Raw genomic sequence first — 18,421 nt, forward strand, 5'->3', positions numbered from 1 at the left:
ACAAGCCCCAGCAGAAGGTGCAGCGTTCGCTGCACGTCAAGAAGGGTGATCTCGTTCGCGTGATCGCCGGCAAGTCCAAGGGACTCGAGGGCAAGATCATCTCGGTCCTGCCCGAGGCCGAGAAGGTCATCGTCGAAGGCGTGAACCGGGTCAAGAAGCACACCAAGGTGCAGCAGGCCCAGCGCGGCGGCACCACGGGTGGCATCGTCACCCAGGAAGCCCCGATCCACGTCTCCAACGTGATGCTTGTGGTCGAGGTCGAGAAGGACGGCAAGAAGCAGAAGGTGACCACCCGCGTCGGCTACAACCGCGTCGAGGTGCAGAAGCGTCGCCCCGACGGTTCGACGTACACCGGCTTCCGGAGCGTTCGGATCTCGCGGCGCACCGGCGAGGAGATCTGATGAGCACCGCAGTGACCGAGGGCAAGGTCGTGCCCCGGCTGAAGACCAAGTACCGCGAAGAGATCGTCGCGAAGCTGAACGAGGAGTTCACCTTCGGCAACGTCATGCAGGTGCCCGGGCTCACCAAGATCGTGGTGAACATGGGTGTCGGCGAGGCGGCTCGCGACTCCAAGCTGATCGACGGTGCCATCAAGGACCTGGCCGCGATCACCGGCCAGAAGCCGCAGGTGACCAAGGCCCGTAAGTCGATCGCGCAGTTCAAGCTGCGTGAAGGCATGCCGATCGGCGCGCACGTCACGCTGCGCGGCGACCGGATGTGGGAGTTCCTGGACCGGCTGCTCTCGCTCGCGCTGCCCCGGATCCGCGACTTCCGCGGTCTGTCCCCGAAGCAGTTCGACGGCAACGGAAACTACACCTTCGGTCTGACCGAGCAGGTGATGTTCCACGAGATCAACCAGGACAAGATCGACCGGGTTCGCGGAATGGACATCACCGTGGTGACCACCGCCAAGAACGACGACGAGGGGCGCGCGCTGCTGCGGCAGCTCGGCTTCCCGTTCAAGGAGAACTGACGTGGCGAAGACAGCACTCAAGGTCAAGCAGGCCCGTACGCCGAAGTTCGCGGTGCGTGGTTACACGCGCTGCCAGCGCTGCGGCCGGCCCAAGGCCGTCTTCCGCAAGTTCGGCCTGTGCCGGATCTGCCTGCGTGAGATGGCGCACCGGGGCGAGCTGCCCGGTGTCACCAAGTCCAGCTGGTGACCATCCGTACCGCCGGCACCGTTCTTCTCTCTACTCACCATCTAGTCACCGTAGGTCGCCATGAGGCGAAACCACGGCGGGAAAGAGGCCCCAGGCCATGACGATGACCGACCCGATCGCAGACATGCTTACTCGTCTGCGCAACGCCAACCAGGCGTATCACGAGTCGACCCAGATGCCGTACAGCAAGATCAAGCAGGGCATCGCCGACATCCTCCAGCAGGAGGGCTACATCTCCTCCTACCAGGTCGAGGAGCCCAAAGAGGGCACCGTTGGCAAGACCCTTGTCGTTGATCTGAAGTTCGGCCCGAGCCGGGAGCGCTCGATCGCAGGCGTTCGCCGGATCAGCAAGCCCGGCCTGCGGGTGTACGCGAAGTCGACCAATCTGCCCAAGGTGCTCGGTGGCCTCGGCGTCGCGATCATCTCGACGTCACAGGGACTCCTGACCGACCGGCAGGCCAAGAACAAGGGCGTTGGCGGGGAAGTCCTCGCCTACGTCTGGTGACGAAGAACCGGAAGGAGGACCACTCTCATGTCTCGCATCGGTAAGCTCCCGATCACGGTCCCGGCCGGCGTCGACGTCACGATCGACGGCCAGACGGTCACCGTGAAGGGCCCCAAGGGTCAGCTCACGCACAGCGTTGCAGAGCCCATCGTGGTCAACCGCGACGAGGACGGCACCATCGCCGTCGTCCGTCCGGATGACCAGCGCAAGAGCAAGGAACTGCACGGCCTGTCCCGCACTCTGATCGCCAACCTGGTGACCGGCGTGACGGACGGCTACGAGAAGAAGCTCGAGATCGTCGGCGTCGGGTACCGCGTCCTGGCCAAGGGACCGACCCAGCTGGAGTTCTCGCTCGGCTACAGCCACACGATCACGGTGGACGCCCCTGCGGGCATCACCTTCGTGGTCGAGGCGCCGACCAAGTTCTCGGTGCAGGGAATCGACAAGCAGTCGGTCGGCGAGGTCGCGGCCAACATCCGCAAGCTGCGCAAGCCTGAGCCGTACAAGGGCAAGGGTGTGCGGTACGCGGGCGAGCAGGTGCGCCGCAAGGTCGGAAAGGCTGGTAAGTAATGGCGATCGGATTGCGTCACAACAAGCACTCCGCCAAGAAGACCTCTTCCCGGCTGCGTCGCCAGATTCGCGTCCGCAAGAAGGTCAACGGCACGTCGGACCGGCCGCGTCTGGTGGTCAGCAAGTCGTCGAAGCACCTGTTCGCTCAGGTCATCGACGACGTCGCCGGCGTCACGCTGGTGTCTGCTTCCACGATGGAGGCCGACCTGCGCGGAGCGGAGGCGAACAAGACGGACAAGGCCAAGACCGTGGGCGGCTTGATCGCCGACCGCGCCAAGGCCGCGGGCATCGAGTCGGTCGTCTTCGACCGCGCCGGGAACAAGTACCACGGCCGCATCGCGGCCCTGGCCGACGCCGCCCGTGAGGGCGGCCTTGGCTTCTGACATGGCGACACAAAAGGAAGAAGGTAGTTCGAAATGAGCGGAGGCCAGCAGCGTCGCGGAGGCGGCGCCGGTGGTGAGCGCCGTAACCGCGACGGTGGTCGTGGTGCGGCAGCTGACAAGACCGCCTACATCGAGCGCGTGGTAGCCATCAACCGTGTCGCCAAGGTCGTGAAGGGTGGTCGTCGCTTCAGCTTCACCGCCCTCGTGGTCGTCGGCGACGGTGACGGCACCGTCGGTGTGGGTTACGGAAAGGCCAAGGAGGTGCCCGCGGCGATCGCCAAGGGTGTCGAGGAGGCCAAGAAGTCGTTCTTCAAGGTGCCGAGGATCCAGGGCACCATCCCGCACCCGGTCCAGGGCGAGAAGGCCGCAGGCGTTGTCATGCTGCGTCCGGCCGCTCCCGGTACCGGTGTGATCGCGGGTGGCTCGGCGCGCGCCGTACTGGAGTGCGCCGGGATCCACGACATCCTGAGCAAGTCGCTGGGTTCCTCCAACGCGATCAACGTGGTTCACGCCACGGTGGCCGCGCTGCAGGCCCTGGAGACTCCGGAAGCCGTGGCCGCGCGCCGTGGCATGCCGGTCGAGCACGTCGCCCCGGCGGCGCTGCTGAAGGCGCGGGCGGAGGGAATCTCCTGATGGCACGCTTGAAGGTGACCCAGACCCGTTCCGGCATCGGTGGCAAGCAGAACCAGCGGGACACGCTGCGCACCCTGGGCGTCAAGCGGATCGGCGACACCGCCGTCCACGAAGACAAGCCTGAGGTTCGCGGCATGGTGCGCGCGGTTCGCCACCTCATTACCGTCGAAGAGGTTGACTGACATGGTGCTCAAGGTTCATCACTTGCGCCCGGCGCCCGGCGCCAAGACCGCCAAGACCCGCGTGGGTCGTGGTGAGGGCTCCAAGGGTAAGACGGCCGGCCGCGGTACCAAGGGCAGCAAGGCCCGTAACAACATCCCCGAGAACTTCGAGGGTGGCCAGATGCCGTTGCACATGCGGCTCCCGAAGCTGAAGGGCTTCAAGAGCAGGAACCGAGTGGAGTTCCAGGTCGTTAACCTGGACAAGCTCGGACAGCTGTTCCCCGAAGGTGGCGAGATCGGCGTAGCCGACCTGGTCGCCAAGGGTGCGGTCCGTGACAGTCTCCCGGTGAAGGTGCTGGGAGACGGCGAGCTCACGGTTGCTCTGCAAGTTTCGGTGCACAAGTTCTCGAAGTCCGCCAAGGAGAAGATCACGGCGGCCGGAGGAACTACTACCGAGGTGTGAGTACCCAGGGCTCGTGCGAGCCAGCGCTTGTATATTGTGCGCTGGAGTTCGGACGGGCCCTGGTTCGTCTCTTGCCCAGCTGCTTTGCTAGTGCCCTGCCCTGCCCGGGGCAAGGAAAACATGTGGGAGGACAGGGTGTTAGGCGCCTTTGCCAACGCGTTCAAGACTCCGGACCTGCGCCGGAAGATCTTGTTCGTGCTCTTCATCGTCGTGATCTTCCGGATCGGCTCGGTCGTGCCGGCGCCTGGCGTCAACGTCCAGTCGTTGCGTACCTGCATTGACGTGAGTAAGACAGGTGCGAACGCGAACCTGTACAACCTGATCAACCTCTTCTCGGGTGGGGCACTGCTGCAGCTCGCGATTTTCGCGCTGGGCATCATGCCGTACATCACCGCCAGCATCATTCTGCAGCTGCTCACCGTGGTCATCCCGCGGCTGGAGTCGCTGAAGAAGGAGGGCCAGGCGGGCCAGACCAAGATCACCCAGTACACCCGGTTCCTGACCGTCGGACTGGCGATCCTGCAGGCGACCGCGTTCGTCGCGCTCGCCCGGACGCCCGGCCGGCTCTTCCAGGGCTGCAACGAGCCGCTGCTGTACAAGGACGGCTGGTTCCCGGTGGTCGTCATGGTGCTCACCATGACCGCCGGTACCGGTGTGGTGATGTGGCTGGGTGAGCTGATCACCGATCGCGGTGTCGGCAACGGCATGTCGATCCTGATCTTCACCCAGATCGTCGCCACCTTCCCGACCCAGCTGTGGAGCATCCGCAAGTCCAAGGGTGTCGCCACGTTCATCGTCGTGATCGCCATCGGGTTGGTGATCATGGCCGCGGTCATCTTCATCGAACAGGCGCAGCGCCGGATCCCGGTGCAGTACGCCAAGCGGATGGTCGGCCGCAAGATGTTCGGCGGGACCTCGACCTACATCCCGCTGAAGGTGAACCAGGCCGGTGTCATCCCGGTCATCTTCGCCTCCAGCCTGCTGTACCTCCCGGTCCTGGTCAGCCAGTTCCGGCAGGACAAACCGTGGGCGCAGTGGATCCAGAGCAACCTGGTCAAGGGCGATCACCCGATCTACATGGTGACGTATGTCGCCCTGATCATCTTCTTCACGTACTTCTATGTCTCGATTACCTTCAATCCGAAGGAAGTTGCAGACAACATGAAGAAGTACGGCGGCTTCATCCCCGGGATCCGGGCGGGCCGGCCGACCGAGGAGTACCTCTCCTACGTTCTGTCCCGCATCACGTTGCCCGGCGCGATCTACCTGGCGATCATCTCGATGATTCCACTGGTCGCCCTCGTCCTGCTCAACGCCAGCCAGAACTTCCCCTTCGGTGGTACGTCGATCCTGATCATGGTCGGCGTCGGTCTGGACACGGTGAAGCAGATCGAGTCGCAGCTGCAGCAACGTAATTACGAAGGGTTCCTGCGCTGATGAGAATGTTGCTGATGGGTCCGCCCGGAGCGGGTAAGGGTACGCAGGCAAAGGTGCTTGCGGACCGGCTCGGGATCCCGGCCGTATCCACCGGCGACATCTTCCGCGCGAACGTGAAGGACGAGACCCCACTGGGTCTCGAGGCGAAGCGGTACATGGACGCGGGCAACTACGTTCCCGACGAGGTCACCAACGCAATGGTGCGCGACCGGTTGTCGGAGGCGGACGCGGGCGAGGGTTTCCTGCTCGACGGGTACCCCCGCACGCTGCCGCAGGTCGGCACGCTGGACGCGATCCTGGCCGAGCACGGCCACAGCCTGGATGCGGTGGTCGCGCTGGTCGCGGACACCGACGTCCTGGTCGACCGGATGCTGCGCCGGGCCAAGGTCGACGGGCGGACGGACGACTCCGAAGAGGTCATCCGGCACCGCCAGGTGGTCTACGCCGCCGAGACCAAGCCGCTGCTGCGGGTGTACGCCCAGCGCAATCAGCTGGTCGAGGTGGACGGCGTCGGCGAGGTCGAAGAGGTCAGCGAGCGAGTGCTCACTGCCCTGAAAACACTGGAAGGTTAAGAGCAGTCAGTGATCTTCAAGGACCGCGGGATAGAGATCAAGACCCGCGAACAGATCATCTCCATGCGTGCGGCCGGCTTGGTCGTCGGCCGCACGCTGGAACTGCTCCGTGGCGAGGTCAAGGCCGGGATCAGCACCGGTGAGCTCGACGCGATCGCCGAGGACGCGATCCGTTCGGCCGGCGCGACGCCCTCGTTCAAGGGCTACCACGGCTTCACCGGATCGATCTGCGCGTCGGTGAACGACGAGATCGTGCACGGCATCCCGGGCGACCGGGTGCTGGCCGACGGCGACCTGATCTCGATCGACTGTGGCGCGATCGTCGACGGCTGGCACGGCGACGCCGCGATCACGGTGCCGGTCGGCGAGGCTGCGCCGGAGCTGCTCGAGCTGGCCCGGATCTGCGACGAGGCGATGTGGCGTGGGTTCGCCGCCGCCAAGCTGGGTGGCCGGCTGACCGACATCTCGGCGGCCGTCGAGGGTCACGTCCGCGCCAACGCGGCGTACGGGATCGTCGAGGACTTCGTTGGGCACGGGATTGGGTCGGCGATGCACCAGCCGCCGAACGTGCCGAACTTCGGCAAGGCCGGCAAGGGCCCCAAGCTGGTCGAGGGCCTGGCGCTCGCGGTCGAGCCGATGCTCACCCTCGGCAAGCAGGACAACCACACGCTCGAGGACGACTGGACGGTCGTCACGGACGACGGCCTGGCCGCGGCCCACACGGAGCACAGCTTCACGCTGACGCCGCAGGGCCCGTGGGTGCTGACCGCGCTGGACGGTGGCGAGGCCAGGCTCAAGGAGCTCGGCGTCACCTTCGGTCCCCTGGCCGACTGACTCAGTAGTCCACCGGCCGGGGGACGCCGTGCGGTCCCAGGCTGAGGCACACTTGAGGCATGCCCAGTCAGTACCAGCCACACCAGCGTTTCACCGAGGCCGACCGCGACAAGATCGCCGGCCGGCTGCGGGACGCCTTCGCCGACGGACGGCTGGACCAGCCCGAGTTCAGTACGCGGCTCGACCAGCTGTACGCCGTCCAGACGTACGGCGAGCTGGAACCGCTGGTCCGTGATCTGCCCCCGGTACGGACGTACCAGACCCCCGCGGTCGTGCAGAACGCCACTCCGGCGCCGGCTCCCGGTGAGTTCCCCGAGCGGCAGCGGGGCAAGCAGGCCGACAGCCACGGGCTGCGCAATCTGGGCGGCGGCTTCACCGGCATCGTCGTCATCAACGTCGTCATCTGGTTCGTCATCGGCCTCGCCCACGGCGGCCAGTGGCCGCACTTCTGGCCGGTCTGGCTGCTGATCCCGTGGGCATTCATCGTCATGGGCCAGCTCGGAAAGCGGCGGTGACGGCGGCCCCGGTCAGTCGCCACACCCGGCGTCCTCGGCTGCGGCCGGACTGGGTGTGGCAACTGCGGCAGGGGTCGGCCCTCGTCTTCGTGCTCTGGTTCGTGGTCGCGGTCCCGTTGGTGATCGCCGGTCTGCTGGTCGAACCGCGGTGGGTCGGCTGGATGGTGCTGGCCTGGTTCCTCGTCCTGGTGGTCTTCACGCTGGCGATGCGACTGGCCGACAACCGGCTGCGACGGGCCTGGACGGATACCGCCGAGCAGCTCGGCTGGCAGGTCGACGTGGCCGATCCGCTCGTGCTAGAGCGCTGGCCGTTCCCGCCATTCAGCCTTGATCCCGCCGCCGAGGTCTTCGACATCACGACGGGCCGGCACCGCGGCCGGGAGCTGCTGACCGGCCGCTTCCGGCACAAGGTCCGCAGGCGCCAATTGGGCTTCGACTTGCTCGAGCTCGCTGTCGACCGGCCACTCCCGCCGCTGCAGGTCCTGCCGACCTCGCTGGCCCCGGTCGCGGCGGCGAGCCTGCTGCCGATCGAGCTCAGGATCGACGGGCTGCCCGGGACGTACCAGCTCTTCAACGGCCGCGAGGACCTGGCGATCGAGGTCCTGCACCCCCGCGCGGCCGAGGCGCTCACCCAGGTGCCACCCTTCGGCTTCAGCTGCGAAGGGCGCCGCTTCGTCGTCATCCTGCCCGCCTACCGCGACACCACCACAGCCCTGGCCCAGCTCGACGCCGCCTGCGACCTCCTCGACCTGATGCCAGAACACGTCTGGCAAGCCGGCGAGCAATGGCTGGCCACCAGACCCCTTTAGCACACGGTGCGGGGTGCTGCTGGGACCCGATTGGGTTTTTCCTGGGTAGGTGGCGTAAACTCTTTCCTTGGCCCTTCGTGGCCTCTTCTCGTGCTGCCCACGGCGGTGCGGGTCTGAAGTACCACCATTCAGTTGTCGTCTACAGAAGTGCGAGGACATGCCCAAAAAAGAGGGAGTAATCGAACTCGAGGGCACCATCGTCGAGGCCCTGCCGAACGCGATGTTCCGTGTTGAGCTGTCCAACGGGCACAAGGTGCTCGCGCACATCAGCGGCAAGATGAGGCAGCACTACATCCGGATCCTTCCTGAGGATCGGGTCGTTGTGGAGCTGTCGCCGTACGACCTCACCCGAGGTCGCATCGTCTACCGGTACAAGTAACCAAGCCACCTGTCGAAGAAAGAAGCTCGATGAAGGTCAATCCGAGCGTCAAGAAGATCTGCGACAAGTGCAAAGTGATCCGCCGTCACGGCCGGGTCATGGTGATCTGCGAGAACCCGCGGCACAAGCAGCGGCAAGGCTGATTTCAGCCCCACTCGCGTTTCCTGCACTTTCGCACCACACAGCGCGCACGCTCATCCAGTACAGCAACAAGCTGGATGCTGCCCCCGGAACAGAGGCCGGGGCCTTGCCGGTGAGCACCAAATTCACCGAGGCGGGCAAGGACGCGGCGCGCCACCACACCTCTGCCGACGAAAGGAACACCGCCACATGGCACGCCTCGTAGGAGTTGACCTTCCGCGCGACAAGCGCATCGAGGTCGCTCTCACCTACATCTTCGGTGTAGGACGTACTCGCGCCCTGAAGACGCTCGAAGCCACCGGCATCTCCGGTGACAAGCGCGTCCAGGAACTGGGCGACGAGGAGCTGGTCAAGCTCCGGGACTTCATCGAAGGCAACTACAAGATCGAAGGTGACCTCCGTCGTGAGGTCACCGCGGACATCCGCCGCAAGATCGAGATCGGGTCGTACCAGGGTCGCCGGCACCGCAGCGGTCTGCCGGTGCGTGGTCAGCGCACGCGGACCAACGCCCGCACCCGTAAGGGTCGTCGTAAGGCGATCGCCGGTAAGAAGAAGAAGTGACCCGGATGACCCACGCCCTCGAGCTTTCCAGGAGCAACTGACTTATGCCTCCCAAGAGCCGCACAGCGGCCGGCGCGAAGAAGGTGCGCCGCAAGGAGAAGAAGAACGTGGCCGCCGGCCACGCGCACATCAAGAGCACGTTCAACAACACGATCGTGACGATCACCGACCCGACCGGCGCGGTCATCTCGTGGGCCTCCGCGGGCACCGTCGGCTTCAAGGGTTCGCGGAAGTCGACCCCGTTCGCCGCGCAGATGGCCGCCGAGGCCGCTGGGCGCCGCGCGATGGAGCACGGCATGCGCAAGATCGACGTGTTCGTGAAGGGTCCCGGCTCCGGCCGGGAGACCGCGATCCGTTCGCTGGGAGCTGTCGGCCTCGAGGTCGGCACCATCCAGGACGTCACCCCGACCGCCCACAACGGCTGCCGCCCTCCCAAGCGGCGCCGGGTCTGACCCAGAGAAAGGTAGGCAGCGAAAATGGCCCGTTACACCGGACCCATGACCAAGAAGTCGCGCCGTCTCGGGGTCGACCTCGTCGGTGGCGACAAGGCGTTCGAGCGTCGTCCGTACCCGCCGGGTATGCACGGCCGCGGCCGTCCCAAGGAGAGCGAGTACCTGCTCCAGCTTCGTGAGAAGCAGAAGGCTCGTTACGCCTACGGCGTGCTCGAGAAGCAGTTCAGCCTGTACTACAAGGAGGCCTCGCGCCGTCCTGGTAAGACCGGTGACAACCTGCTGATCATCCTCGAGTCCCGCCTCGACAACGTCGTGTACCGGTCCGGCCTGGCCCGGACCCGTCGTCAGGCGCGTCAGCTCGTCGTCCACGGTCACTTCACCGTGAACGGCATCAAGGTGAACATCCCGTCGTACCGCGTTTCGGCGCACGACGTGATCGACGTCCGGCCGAAGTCGGTCGAGATGACGCCGTTCATCATCGCCAGGGAGGCCCACTCCGAGCGAGTGGTCCCGGCCTGGCTCGAGGCGCTGCCCGAGCGGCTGCGGATCCTCGTGCACCAGCTGCCCACCCGGGCACAGATCGACACCCAGGTCGCCGAGCACCTGATCGTCGAGCTCTACTCGAAGAACTAGCACCACCTGGGTTTACCCGGGCTGGGTTTACCCCCGGGCTGGGTTTACCCCCAACCTGACTCATCATCGGTCCCTTGTGTCCCTCATGCTGCTTCCCATTTCGGGAGGCGAACCGTGGAGAGCACGACTCAAGAGGGACACAAGGGACCGATGATGAGTCGGTTGGTGGTAGGGGTGAGTTCTTAGAGCGTTTTGTTCGCGGCCTCAAATAGTGGTCGTCGCGAGTTTGATTGGAAGGAAACACAGTGCTTATCGCACAGCGTCCCACCCTGGCCGAAGAGGTCGTCGACGAGTTCCGCTCGCGGTTCGTGATCGAGCCGCTCGAGCCGGGCTTCGGCTACACCCTGGGCAACTCCATCCGTCGCACCCTGCTGTCGTCCATCCCGGGTGCCGCGATCACCAGCATCAAGGTCGACGGCGTACTGCACGAGTTCTCCACCGTCCCCGGGGTGAAGGAAGACGCCACCCAGATGATCCTGAACCTCAAGGATCTGGTCGTCTCCTCCGAGCACGACGAGCCCGTCACCATGTACCTGCGCAAGCAGGGCCCCGGTGACGTGACCGCCGCCGACATCGCGCCGCCGGCCGGTGTCGAGGTGCACAACCCGGACCTGAAGATCGCCACCCTGAACGAGAAGGGCCGGCTCGAGATGGAGCTGGTCGTCGAGCGGGGCCGCGGTTACGTCTCCGCCGTCCAGAACAAGAACGCCGACGCCGAGATCGGCCGGATCCCGGTCGACTCGATCTACTCGCCGGTCCTCAAGGTCACCTACAAGGTCGAGGCGACCCGGGTCGAGCAGCGCACCGACTTCGACCGTCTCGTCGTGGACGTCGAGACCAAGCAGTCGATCCTGCCCCGTGACGCCGTGGCGTCCGCCGGTAAGACCCTGGTCGAGCTGTTCGGCCTGGCCCGTGAGCTGAACGTCGAGGCCGAGGGCATCGACATCGGCCCGTCGCCGGTCGACGAGCAGATGGCGGCCGACCTGGCCCTGCCGGTCGAAGACCTGCAGCTGACCGTCCGGTCGTACAACTGCCTCAAGCGTGAGGGCATCCACACCGTGGGTGAACTGATCTCGCGCAGCGAGCAGGACCTGCTGGACATCCGTAACTTCGGCTCCAAGTCGATCGACGAGGTCAAGCTGAAGCTGGCCGAGATGGGCCTGTCGCTGAAGGACTCGCCCCCCGGCTTCGACCTGCGCGCCGCCGCTGAGGCGTATGGCGACGACGCCGAGGACGAGGACGAAAGCTTCGCCGAGACCGAGCAGTACTGAGCTAGCAAGGCCCATCCAAGGTCCTCACCCGGGGCCTGAGATTTCCTGGAGTATAGAGAGATGCCTACCCCTACAAAGGGATCCCGCCTCGGCGGCAGCGCGGCGCACCAGAAGCTGATCCTCAGCAACCTGGCCACCTCGCTGTTCGAGCACGGCGCGATCACGACCACGGCGACCAAGGCCAAGCGCCTGCAGCCGCTGGCGGAGTCGATGATCACCAAGGCCAAGCGCGGTGACCTGAACGCCCGTCGTCAGGTGATGAAGCGGATCCGCGACAAGTCCGTCGTGCACACGCTGTTCACCGAGATCGGCGAGCGCTACGCGGACCGTCCGGGCGGCTACACCCGGATCATCAAGCTCGGCCCCCGCAAGGGCGACAACGCCCCCATGGTGAAGATCGAGCTGGTCGAGGCGCTGGCCGACTCGCCGAAGGCCAAGGCCGCGGCGAAGAAGGCGGCTCCGGCCAAGAAGGCGACCGCGAAGAAGGCGGCTGCCAAGGACGAGGCCAAGGTTGACGCGGCTCCGGCCGAGGAGACCAAGGTCCAGGACGTCGTCGCGGGCAAGTTCGAGGGCTCCGCGGCCCCGCTGGACGGCGGCGCCGCTCCCGAGGGCTACGACATCAAGGGCAACGAGGACTCGATGAAGTACCACACCACCGAGTCCCCCTGGTACGACCAGACGGTCGCCGAGGTCTGGTTCCAGACCGAGGACGCCGCGAAGGCGGCCGGCTTCGCCAAGGCCGGCGAGACCGCCGAGGACAAGTAACACCGCGCAAGCAGGGCGGCGCCCCTCCACCTTTCGGGTGGAGGGGCGCCGCTGCGTTAGATTGCCCTGTGCGCTGGCGGATCGATCTCAGGTATGACGGCACCGAATTCCACGGCTGGGCCCGTCAGGGCGGCCTCAGGACCGTTCAGGGGGTGTTTGAGCAGGCGCTCGGCACCGTACTGCGGCAACGAGAGCTGCCGACGGTGACGTGCGCCGGCCGGACCGACACCGGCGTCCATGCCAGGGGCCAGGTCGTCCACGTCTGGCTGCCCGAGGGGCAGGTCGCCCGGAAGCTGGTCCACCGGCTCAACGGCGTACTGCCGAGCGACATCTGGGTGACCGGGGCAGCCGAGGCCGCAGACGGGTTCGATGCCCGGTTCTCGGCTCTGTGGCGTCGCTACGTCTACCGGATCTGCGACGACAACATAGCCAAGGACCCCCTGACCAGGAACCACGTACTGCGGGTCCTCCAGCCGCTCGACGTGGACCGGATGAACGAGGCGTCCGAGCGACTGCTCGGCGAACATGACTTCGCGGCCTTCTGCAAGCGGCGGGAGGGGGCGAGCACGGTTCGCGCCCTGCGAGAGTTCACCTGGCGCCGTACCGCGCCGGGCCTGGTCGAGGCCACCGTGATCGCCGACGCCTTCTGCCACTCGATGGTGCGGGCGCTGGTGGGGTCGGTCGTCCCGGTGGGCGACGGACGCCGCGGCCTGGACTGGCCGGCCGCAGTACTGGCCGCACGCGTCCGGGACTCGGCAGTGACGGTACTGCCCGCGCACGGGCTCACCCTGGAAGAAGTGCGATACCCAGCAGACGACCAACTGGCTGCGCGGGCCGTAGAGGCCCGCCAGGTCAGGGGAGAGGTGCACACGCGTGGCTGACCATTACTTCTCGGCAGAGCCCACTTCAGCCGACGTACGCCGTACAGTCGGCGCCCAGATCTGGGGACGCAGGTACGAGTTCACCACTTCGACCGGTGTCTTCTCCCGGGACCGCCTCGACCTCGGTACGTCGATCCTGCTCCGAGAGGCACCCGTGCCGACCACTGGTGGCACCTATCTGGACCTGGGCACCGGCTACGGCCCGATCGCGTGTGCCCTGGCTGTGCAGGACCCCAACGCGCAGGTCTGGGCAGTGGACGTGAACACCAGGGCGCTGGAGCTCACCGCCGAGAACGCGAAGACGGCCGGTGTCGCCGACCGGGTCCACCCGGCGCTGGTGGACGACGTACCGGCGGACCTGCGGTTCGACCAGATCTGGTCGAACCCGGCGATCCACATCGGCAAGCCCGAGCTGCACAAGATGCTGCTGCACTGGCTGGCCCGGCTTGCCCCCGGCGGCGTGGGATGGTTCGTCGTCGGCAAGAACCTCGGTGCGGACTCGCTGCAGCGCTGGCTGACCGAGCAGGGCTACCCCTGTCAGCGGGCCGCCAGCGCGAAGAGCTTCAGAGTTCTGCGAGTGACTGCAACGAATGAGGATCCAGCGCCGTCCTGAGGGTATGGAGGCTGCCTTGGCGACAGCAGAGGCGCACAGTAGCGCGATCGACTTCGAGCTCTGGGTGACCGAGAAGGCGGACGCGCTGCTGCGGTTCGCCTATGTGCTGACGGGCGACCATGCCCTGGCCGAGGACGCGGTCCAGGACGCCTTGACGACGGCCTGTGCGCGCTGGGCCCGGGTCAGCCGGGCTGAGGACCCAGAGGCCTATGTGAAGCGCATGGTGGTCAACGCGCACATCTCCTGGTGGCGTCGCTTCCGCCGCCGGGAGGCGCCTGTCGCCGAGCCGGCCAGGACGTCGGCCGCCCCGGACGGCACAGCGAACAGAGCCGACGCCGAGGCGATCTGGACGCTCTGCGCGACCTTGCCTGACAAACAGCGCGCCGCAGTGGTACTCCGCTTCTACGAAGACCTGTCGTACGCCGAGATCGCAGTACTGCTGCATTGCGCGGAGGCGACGGCCAGATCGCACGTGCACCGAGCGCTGGCAGTCCTGAAGACCACGCTGAGCAAGGAAGGAGCCGAGGATGCCTGAGCCGGATGAGCATGAGCTCGGCCCGCAGATCGCGGACGCCTTCCAGAGCAAGGCCCACACCGTGCAGGGCCTGCGGGGGAGCGGTTATGCCCGAGAGGCGCGCAGGCGGGTCCACAAGCGGCGCCAGCGGCTCACCATGGCCGCTGCGGCCGTGGTGGTCGTCGTAGCGATCGGTGGAGTCTGGGGAGTCATCGGAGCGCCATCGCCGATGAACAGCAGCGCGAGTGACAGCTCGACCGGTGCTGCTGGAGTCAGCGAGGCCGATCCGAAGGGTCTGCCGGAGCGGCCGGCGGAGGCCAGCGGGTGTCCTGAGCAGCACCCGATCCTCACGGCCGGCAATCACGAGGCAGTACCGCCTGGTACCGGTCTGGATCTGGACAGCACCAGCCCGGTCTTCGGGCTCCAGGCCTGCCGCTACCGGCTCGTCGAGGGGGCCCAGATGCTGCTCGGTTCGGGCACCTTCAACGCGAGCACGGCCCAGCAGGTGGTGGACGCGATCAAGGTCCTGCCGGAGCGCAACCCGGGCCTGCCCGTGTTCAAGTGCACCCCTGAGACGGCTCGCCCGAAAGAGGCGATCGTCCTCCGTTTCGACACCACCACCGGTATCCGCGAGGTCTGGGTCGGCTACGACGGCTGCTCGTCGGCCGGCTTCTTCACCGGCACCCGCAGCTACGGCCTCTACGCGGCGCCCTTGAAGCTGTTCCTGAGGGGCACCGTCCGCCCGTCCGGCGGCATCTACCTCGACCACCTCAAGGGCTGGTAGGCGATAACGGTTCGCGGTCGCAACCGGCGGCCGTCAGACTGGGGGCATGGGTCACGTCGAGGTTGCGGGGATCGGGTTCGAGTTGCCGGACGGGCGGGTGTTGCTGGACGACATCACGTTCCGGGTCGGTGACGGGGCCAAGGTCGCCCTGGTCGGGGCCAACGGGTCGGGCAAGACGACGCTGACCAAGATCATCGCGGGCGACCTGAAGGCGCACAGCGGCAGCGTCGCGCGGTCCGGTGGGCTGGGCGTGATGCGGCAGTTCGTCGGGTCGGTGCGCGACGAGACGAACGTCCGCGACCTGCTGCTCAGCGTTGCGCCGGAACGGCTCCGGACGGCGGCCGCCAAGCTGGACCAGGCCGAGCTGGCGATGATGGAGGCCGACGACGAGAAGACCCAGCTGCGCTATGCCCAGGCGGTCTCCGACTGGGGCGAGATCGGCGGGTACGACGCCGAGGTGCTCTGGGACGTCTGCACGATGGCCGCGCTCGGCATCCCGTTCGACAACTGCCGGTGGCGTGAGGTGAAGACGCTGTCCGGTGGCGAGCAGAAGCGGCTCGTGCTGGAGGCCCTGCTGCGCGGGCCGGACGAAGTACTGATGCTCGACGAGCCCGACAACTACCTCGACGTACCGGCCAAGCGCTGGCTCGAGGAGCAGCTCAGGACGACCCAGAAGACCGTGCTCTACATCAGCCACGACCGCGAACTGCTGGCCAACACCGCAACCCGGATCGTCACCGTCGAACTAGGTGCCGCGGGCAACAGTATTTGGACGCACGGTGGTGGTTTCAAGACCTACCACGAGGCGCGCAAGCACCGGTTCGAGCGGCTGGAGGAGCTGCGCCGCCGCTGGGACGAGGAGCACGCGAAACTCAAGGCGCTGGTGCTGATGTACAAGACGAAGGCGGCCTACAACGACGGGCTGGCGTCGCGGTACAAGGCGGCCCAGACGCGGCTGGCCAAGTTCGAGGAGGCCGGCCCGCCGCAGGCGATCCCGCGCGAGCAGAAGGTCAGCATGCGGCTGACCGGCGGGCGTACGGGCAAACGCGCCGTGGTCAGCACGGGCCTGGAACTGACCGGTCTGATGAAGCCGTTCGATCTGGAGGTCTGGTACGGCGAACGCGTGGCCGTCCTCGGCTCGAATGGCTCGGGCAAGTCGCACTTCCTGCGGCTGCTCGCGAACGGCGGCTCCGATCCCGACGTCGAGCATCAGCCGGTGGGCGAGATCGTGATCCCGTCGGTCGCGCACACCGGCAACGCCAAGCTCGGTGCGCGAGTACGGCCGGGCTGGTTCGCGCAGACCCACGAGCACCCCGAGCTGGCCGGCCGCACGCTGCTGGAGATCCTGCACCGTGGTGACGAGCACCGCGACGGGATGGGCCGGGAGCTGGCGTCGCGCAAGCTCGACCGGTACGAGCTGGCCCACGCGGCCGAGCAGAGCTTCGACTCGTTGTCGGGTGGTCAGCAGGCGCGGTTCCAGATCCTCCTGCTGGAGCTGTCCGGCGCCACCTTGCTGCTACTCGACGAGCCGACCGACAACCTCGACGTCGAGTCCGCCGAGGCACTGGAGGAGGGGCTGGATTCCTTCGACGGAACGGTTTTGGCGGTCACCCACGACCGCTGGTTCTCCCGCGGCTTCGACCGCTACCTGGTCTTCGGCAGCGACGGCGCCGTCTACGAGTCCCCAGAACCAGTCTGGGACGAGGCCAGGGTCCAACGCGCCCGCTAGCCTTCCCCGATGGGGGTTGCGCCGTGGCACTCGCGCTTAGGTGAGGTTGTCGCACCAGGTGTCGCGGTAGGTGGTCCAGTTATCGGGGGTGGCGGCGAAGTCGACGTACAGGGCGAGGCCGAAGTTCTGGCGTTTCGAGGTGCCGAGGCCTAGTTGGGCGCCGCGGATGGCGGCCTGGACGGTTTCGGCGGAGCCTCGGTGGGAGAAGTTGTCCTCCCAGTAGAAGGGCAGGCCCATCAGCAGGTCGACGTGGGCCGGGGTGACCTCCAGCGCCATCTCGGTCTGCCGGGCGACGTAGCCGCCATACAGGGATTCCAGCGGGGTCCAGGTGTCGTACGACATCACGGCGATCTGCTCGACCCGGCTCGCGACCTCGCCGAAGTACGCCTTCGTCCACCACTTGCTCTGGCCGCTGACGCCGACCAGCAGGCCGTTGAGCCCCGGTGCGGGGTTGATCTGCGCGGCGGCGATCGAGAGCGGCGCGTTGCGCGCCGAGGTCATCACGTGCACCTGGTCCAGCAACGCGAGGAAGCCTTTGGAGCCGGACCGTACCGGCTCCATGTCGAAGTGGATCCCGTCGAAGCCCTGGCCGAGGACCTGCTCGGACGACTCGGTCACCCGGGTGCGGACGGCGGCGTCGTCGAGGTCCATCCCGGGGTTCTTCTCCGGTTGCAGGACGTCGCCTAGCCACGCCTGCACGCGGAGCTTCGGCAGCGCTTGGTGGACGGCGTCGGTGAACCACCTGGCCTTGGGGGAGACCGTTGCCAAAGGCAACGAGCCGTCGTGTTCCAGTGGGCCGGCGTGCACGTAGAGATCGCGGATTCCGGTGCCCTGCAGCTGTTGTGCCAGTGCGGCGATGTCGGCGGCCGACTTCCGCCCGTCGACCCAGGCGTGCCCGAGCCAGATGGCGTCCTGGCCGCGCGTTTGCGCCGTCGCGTCCCCGGTGTAGGCGACCCGCAGCGAGAGCGCCAACGCACCCAAGGGCAGCGGGATCAGCAGTACGAACGCCAGCGCCAGACTGATGAGCACCCGCCGTCGACGGGACCACGATCTCCAGCGCTTCACGACGCGCCCCCTGACCGCAGGCCGTCGTACACGAGCTCGAGCATCCGATCGCGTACCTCCGGCTCGAGCCCGGTCGCAGTCGCACCCCGGGACGCGCCGACCAGCAGCGCGTACACCTCGGGGAACCCGGCATCACGTCGTACTGCGCCCGCCTGCTGCGCCCGATCGAGCAGCAACCCGAAGGCCTCGCGCAACCCCGCGCCGGCGTCCTTGGCGGCCTGCCCGGCGACCGATCCGGATGCGCTGAGCGCCTCGGCGATGGCCAGTTTCGACGCCGACTCCGACACCACCTGGCCGAAGAAGCCGAAGAACGCGGCGCCGGCGTCGTCGTGCCCGGACAGCTCGGTGGCGCGGTCGCGGAGCCGCTCCAGCCGCTGCGTCAGGACCGCTTCGAGCAGTTCGACCTTGGTCGGGAAGTGCCGGAAGACGGTGGCGATCCCCACCTCGGCGAGTTTCGCGACCTCGTCGGTCGAGGCGTTCGGCGACCGACCGAAGACGTCCTCGGCAGCGGTCAGGATCCGGGCCCGGTTGTCCCGGGCATCCGCACGCAACGGCCTCATCGCACTCCTCGCTGTGGTCGGCACCCGACAG

At 66.8% G+C, this 18,421-nt stretch carries 26 protein-coding genes and 2 pseudogenes; 26 read left to right on the plus strand and 2 right to left on the minus strand.

Annotated features, from left to right (window positions below):
- Window positions 1-29 precede the first annotated feature (29 nt).
- The 26 genes and pseudogenes from rplX to G3I17_RS20755 all read left to right on the plus strand — a co-directional run bounded on the left by rplX (window position 30) and on the right by G3I17_RS20755 (window position 16,765).
- Entirely contained in the window at window positions 30-401 is a 372-nt protein-coding gene (gene rplX, locus G3I17_RS20630) for a 50S ribosomal protein L24 (protein WP_203590564.1), read from the plus strand.
- Window positions 401-973: a 50S ribosomal protein L5 gene (rplE, locus tag G3I17_RS20635; RefSeq protein WP_164598717.1), complete on the plus strand. Its 573-nt coding sequence runs from the start codon at window positions 401-403 to the stop codon at window positions 971-973. Before rplX ends, rplE begins: the two co-directional genes overlap by 1 nt.
- A 1-nt stretch (window position 974) precedes the next feature.
- Window positions 975-1,160: a type Z 30S ribosomal protein S14 gene (locus tag G3I17_RS20640; protein ID WP_132167346.1), complete on the plus strand. Its 186-nt coding sequence runs from the start codon at window positions 975-977 to the stop codon at window positions 1,158-1,160.
- A gap of 97 nt (window positions 1,161-1,257) precedes the next feature.
- Window positions 1,258-1,665, plus strand: a complete 408-nt coding sequence (gene rpsH, locus G3I17_RS20645; RefSeq protein WP_164598719.1) for a 30S ribosomal protein S8 — start codon at window positions 1,258-1,260, stop codon at window positions 1,663-1,665.
- 27 nt (window positions 1,666-1,692) lie between these two features.
- Complete coding sequence (gene rplF, locus G3I17_RS20650) at window positions 1,693-2,235, plus strand: 50S ribosomal protein L6 (protein WP_164598722.1); 543 nt, start codon at window positions 1,693-1,695, stop codon at window positions 2,233-2,235.
- Window positions 2,235-2,618, plus strand: a complete 384-nt coding sequence (gene rplR, locus G3I17_RS20655) for a 50S ribosomal protein L18 (protein ID WP_164598724.1) — start codon at window positions 2,235-2,237, stop codon at window positions 2,616-2,618. Before rplF ends, rplR begins: the two co-directional genes overlap by 1 nt.
- 33 nt (window positions 2,619-2,651) lie before the next feature.
- Window positions 2,652-3,251, plus strand: coding sequence for a 30S ribosomal protein S5 (gene rpsE, locus G3I17_RS20660; RefSeq protein ID WP_164598726.1), 600 nt, complete (start codon window positions 2,652-2,654; stop codon window positions 3,249-3,251).
- Window positions 3,251-3,433, plus strand: a complete 183-nt coding sequence (rpmD, locus tag G3I17_RS20665) for a 50S ribosomal protein L30 (protein ID WP_020388092.1) — start codon at window positions 3,251-3,253, stop codon at window positions 3,431-3,433. The genes rpsE and rpmD overlap by 1 nt, the downstream gene beginning before the upstream one ends.
- A gap of 1 nt (window position 3,434) precedes the next feature.
- Complete coding sequence (rplO, locus tag G3I17_RS20670; RefSeq protein ID WP_164598728.1) at window positions 3,435-3,875, plus strand: 50S ribosomal protein L15; 441 nt, start codon at window positions 3,435-3,437, stop codon at window positions 3,873-3,875.
- A 135-nt stretch (window positions 3,876-4,010) separates the two neighbouring features.
- Window positions 4,011-5,312, plus strand: coding sequence for a preprotein translocase subunit SecY (gene secY / locus G3I17_RS20675; RefSeq protein WP_164598730.1), 1,302 nt, complete (start codon window positions 4,011-4,013; stop codon window positions 5,310-5,312).
- Window positions 5,312-5,884, plus strand: coding sequence for an adenylate kinase (locus tag G3I17_RS20680; RefSeq protein ID WP_164598732.1), 573 nt, complete (start codon window positions 5,312-5,314; stop codon window positions 5,882-5,884). Before secY ends, G3I17_RS20680 begins: the two co-directional genes overlap by 1 nt.
- Window positions 5,885-5,893: 9 nt before the next feature.
- On the plus strand, window positions 5,894-6,718 hold the full coding sequence (map, locus tag G3I17_RS20685) for a type I methionyl aminopeptidase (protein ID WP_164598734.1): 825 nt from the start codon (window positions 5,894-5,896) through the stop codon (window positions 6,716-6,718).
- Window positions 6,719-6,777: 59 nt separating this feature from the next.
- Window positions 6,778-6,960 (plus strand): annotated as a pseudogene (locus G3I17_RS42150) (DUF1707 domain-containing protein); the annotation flags it as partial.
- A gap of 269 nt (window positions 6,961-7,229) precedes the next feature.
- Entirely contained in the window at window positions 7,230-8,042 is an 813-nt protein-coding gene (locus G3I17_RS20695; protein ID WP_203590529.1) for a hypothetical protein, read from the plus strand.
- Window positions 8,043-8,199: 157 nt separating this feature from the next.
- Window positions 8,200-8,421, plus strand: coding sequence for a translation initiation factor IF-1 (infA, locus tag G3I17_RS20700; RefSeq protein ID WP_012923661.1), 222 nt, complete (start codon window positions 8,200-8,202; stop codon window positions 8,419-8,421).
- Between the two features lie 29 nt (window positions 8,422-8,450).
- Window positions 8,451-8,564: a 50S ribosomal protein L36 gene (rpmJ, locus tag G3I17_RS20705; RefSeq protein WP_008361054.1), complete on the plus strand. Its 114-nt coding sequence runs from the start codon at window positions 8,451-8,453 to the stop codon at window positions 8,562-8,564.
- Between the two features lie 187 nt (window positions 8,565-8,751).
- A complete protein-coding gene (gene rpsM, locus G3I17_RS20710) occupies window positions 8,752-9,123 on the plus strand; it encodes a 30S ribosomal protein S13 (RefSeq protein WP_164598738.1) in 372 nt (123 codons plus the stop codon).
- A gap of 44 nt (window positions 9,124-9,167) precedes the next feature.
- The gene (rpsK, locus tag G3I17_RS20715; protein WP_012923659.1) at window positions 9,168-9,575 is read left to right on the plus strand and encodes a 30S ribosomal protein S11; all 408 of its coding nucleotides are present in this window, start codon (window positions 9,168-9,170) and stop codon (window positions 9,573-9,575) included.
- Between the two features lie 24 nt (window positions 9,576-9,599).
- Window positions 9,600-10,208, plus strand: coding sequence for a 30S ribosomal protein S4 (gene rpsD / locus G3I17_RS20720; RefSeq protein WP_164598750.1), 609 nt, complete (start codon window positions 9,600-9,602; stop codon window positions 10,206-10,208).
- 245 nt (window positions 10,209-10,453) lie between these two features.
- The gene (locus G3I17_RS20725; protein ID WP_164598753.1) at window positions 10,454-11,479 is read left to right on the plus strand and encodes a DNA-directed RNA polymerase subunit alpha; all 1,026 of its coding nucleotides are present in this window, start codon (window positions 10,454-10,456) and stop codon (window positions 11,477-11,479) included.
- A gap of 60 nt (window positions 11,480-11,539) precedes the next feature.
- A pseudogene (rplQ, locus tag G3I17_RS20730) lies at window positions 11,540-12,028 on the plus strand (50S ribosomal protein L17); the annotation flags it as partial.
- Between the two features lie 284 nt (window positions 12,029-12,312).
- Window positions 12,313-13,125, plus strand: coding sequence for a tRNA pseudouridine(38-40) synthase TruA (truA, locus tag G3I17_RS20735; RefSeq protein WP_164598757.1), 813 nt, complete (start codon window positions 12,313-12,315; stop codon window positions 13,123-13,125).
- The gene (locus G3I17_RS20740) at window positions 13,118-13,738 is read left to right on the plus strand and encodes a methyltransferase (protein WP_164598759.1); all 621 of its coding nucleotides are present in this window, start codon (window positions 13,118-13,120) and stop codon (window positions 13,736-13,738) included. The genes truA and G3I17_RS20740 overlap by 8 nt, the downstream gene beginning before the upstream one ends.
- A gap of 16 nt (window positions 13,739-13,754) precedes the next feature.
- The gene (locus G3I17_RS20745) at window positions 13,755-14,273 is read left to right on the plus strand and encodes a SigE family RNA polymerase sigma factor (protein ID WP_203590531.1); all 519 of its coding nucleotides are present in this window, start codon (window positions 13,755-13,757) and stop codon (window positions 14,271-14,273) included.
- Window positions 14,266-15,036 (plus strand): hypothetical protein, encoded by a 771-nt coding sequence (locus tag G3I17_RS20750; RefSeq protein ID WP_164598763.1) that lies wholly within the window; start codon window positions 14,266-14,268, stop codon window positions 15,034-15,036. Before G3I17_RS20745 ends, G3I17_RS20750 begins: the two co-directional genes overlap by 8 nt.
- A 46-nt stretch (window positions 15,037-15,082) precedes the next feature.
- Window positions 15,083-16,765 (plus strand): ATP-binding cassette domain-containing protein, encoded by a 1,683-nt coding sequence (locus G3I17_RS20755; protein WP_164598765.1) that lies wholly within the window; start codon window positions 15,083-15,085, stop codon window positions 16,763-16,765.
- A gap of 36 nt (window positions 16,766-16,801) precedes the next feature.
- Here the strand turns inward: G3I17_RS20755 and G3I17_RS20760 are convergent, their stop codons facing one another.
- Window positions 16,802-17,794, minus strand: coding sequence for a hypothetical protein (locus G3I17_RS20760; protein ID WP_164598767.1), 993 nt, complete (start codon window positions 17,792-17,794; stop codon window positions 16,802-16,804).
- Window positions 17,795-17,826: 32 nt separating this feature from the next.
- Window positions 17,827-18,390, minus strand: coding sequence for a TetR/AcrR family transcriptional regulator (locus tag G3I17_RS20765; protein ID WP_164598769.1), 564 nt, complete (start codon window positions 18,388-18,390; stop codon window positions 17,827-17,829).
- Window positions 18,391-18,421: the final 31 nt, after the last annotated feature.

Origin of the sequence: Streptomyces sp. SID13031 (genome assembly GCF_010548305.1) — a bacterium.
In the GTDB taxonomy this organism is placed as follows: Bacteria; Actinomycetota; Actinomycetes; order Propionibacteriales; family Kribbellaceae; genus Kribbella.

Excerpts from the sequence above, each read along its gene's own strand:
- rplE (WP_164598717.1), top strand. The coding sequence starts at position 401 with ATGAGCACCGCAGTGACCGAGGGCAAGGTCGTGCCCCGGCTGAAGACC.
- rpsH (WP_164598719.1), top strand. The coding sequence starts at position 1,258 with ATGACGATGACCGACCCGATCGCAGACATGCTTACTCGTCTGCGCAAC.
- rplF (WP_164598722.1), top strand. The coding sequence starts at position 1,693 with ATGTCTCGCATCGGTAAGCTCCCGATCACGGTCCCGGCCGGCGTCGAC.
- rplR (WP_164598724.1), top strand. The coding sequence starts at position 2,235 with ATGGCGATCGGATTGCGTCACAACAAGCACTCCGCCAAGAAGACCTCT.
- rpsE (WP_164598726.1), top strand. The coding sequence starts at position 2,652 with ATGAGCGGAGGCCAGCAGCGTCGCGGAGGCGGCGCCGGTGGTGAGCGC.
- rpmD (WP_020388092.1), top strand. The coding sequence starts at position 3,251 with ATGGCACGCTTGAAGGTGACCCAGACCCGTTCCGGCATCGGTGGCAAG.
- rplO (WP_164598728.1), top strand. The coding sequence starts at position 3,435 with ATGGTGCTCAAGGTTCATCACTTGCGCCCGGCGCCCGGCGCCAAGACC.
- G3I17_RS20680 (WP_164598732.1), top strand. The coding sequence starts at position 5,312 with ATGAGAATGTTGCTGATGGGTCCGCCCGGAGCGGGTAAGGGTACGCAG.
- infA (WP_012923661.1), top strand. The coding sequence starts at position 8,200 with ATGCCCAAAAAAGAGGGAGTAATCGAACTCGAGGGCACCATCGTCGAG.
- rpmJ (WP_008361054.1), top strand. The coding sequence starts at position 8,451 with ATGAAGGTCAATCCGAGCGTCAAGAAGATCTGCGACAAGTGCAAAGTG.
- rpsM (WP_164598738.1), top strand. The coding sequence starts at position 8,752 with ATGGCACGCCTCGTAGGAGTTGACCTTCCGCGCGACAAGCGCATCGAG.
- rpsK (WP_012923659.1), top strand. The coding sequence starts at position 9,168 with ATGCCTCCCAAGAGCCGCACAGCGGCCGGCGCGAAGAAGGTGCGCCGC.
- rpsD (WP_164598750.1), top strand. The coding sequence starts at position 9,600 with ATGGCCCGTTACACCGGACCCATGACCAAGAAGTCGCGCCGTCTCGGG.
- G3I17_RS20750 (WP_164598763.1), top strand. The coding sequence starts at position 14,266 with ATGCCTGAGCCGGATGAGCATGAGCTCGGCCCGCAGATCGCGGACGCC.
- G3I17_RS20755 (WP_164598765.1), top strand. The coding sequence starts at position 15,083 with ATGGGTCACGTCGAGGTTGCGGGGATCGGGTTCGAGTTGCCGGACGGG.
- G3I17_RS20765 (WP_164598769.1), bottom strand. The coding sequence starts at position 18,390 with ATGAGGCCGTTGCGTGCGGATGCCCGGGACAACCGGGCCCGGATCCTG.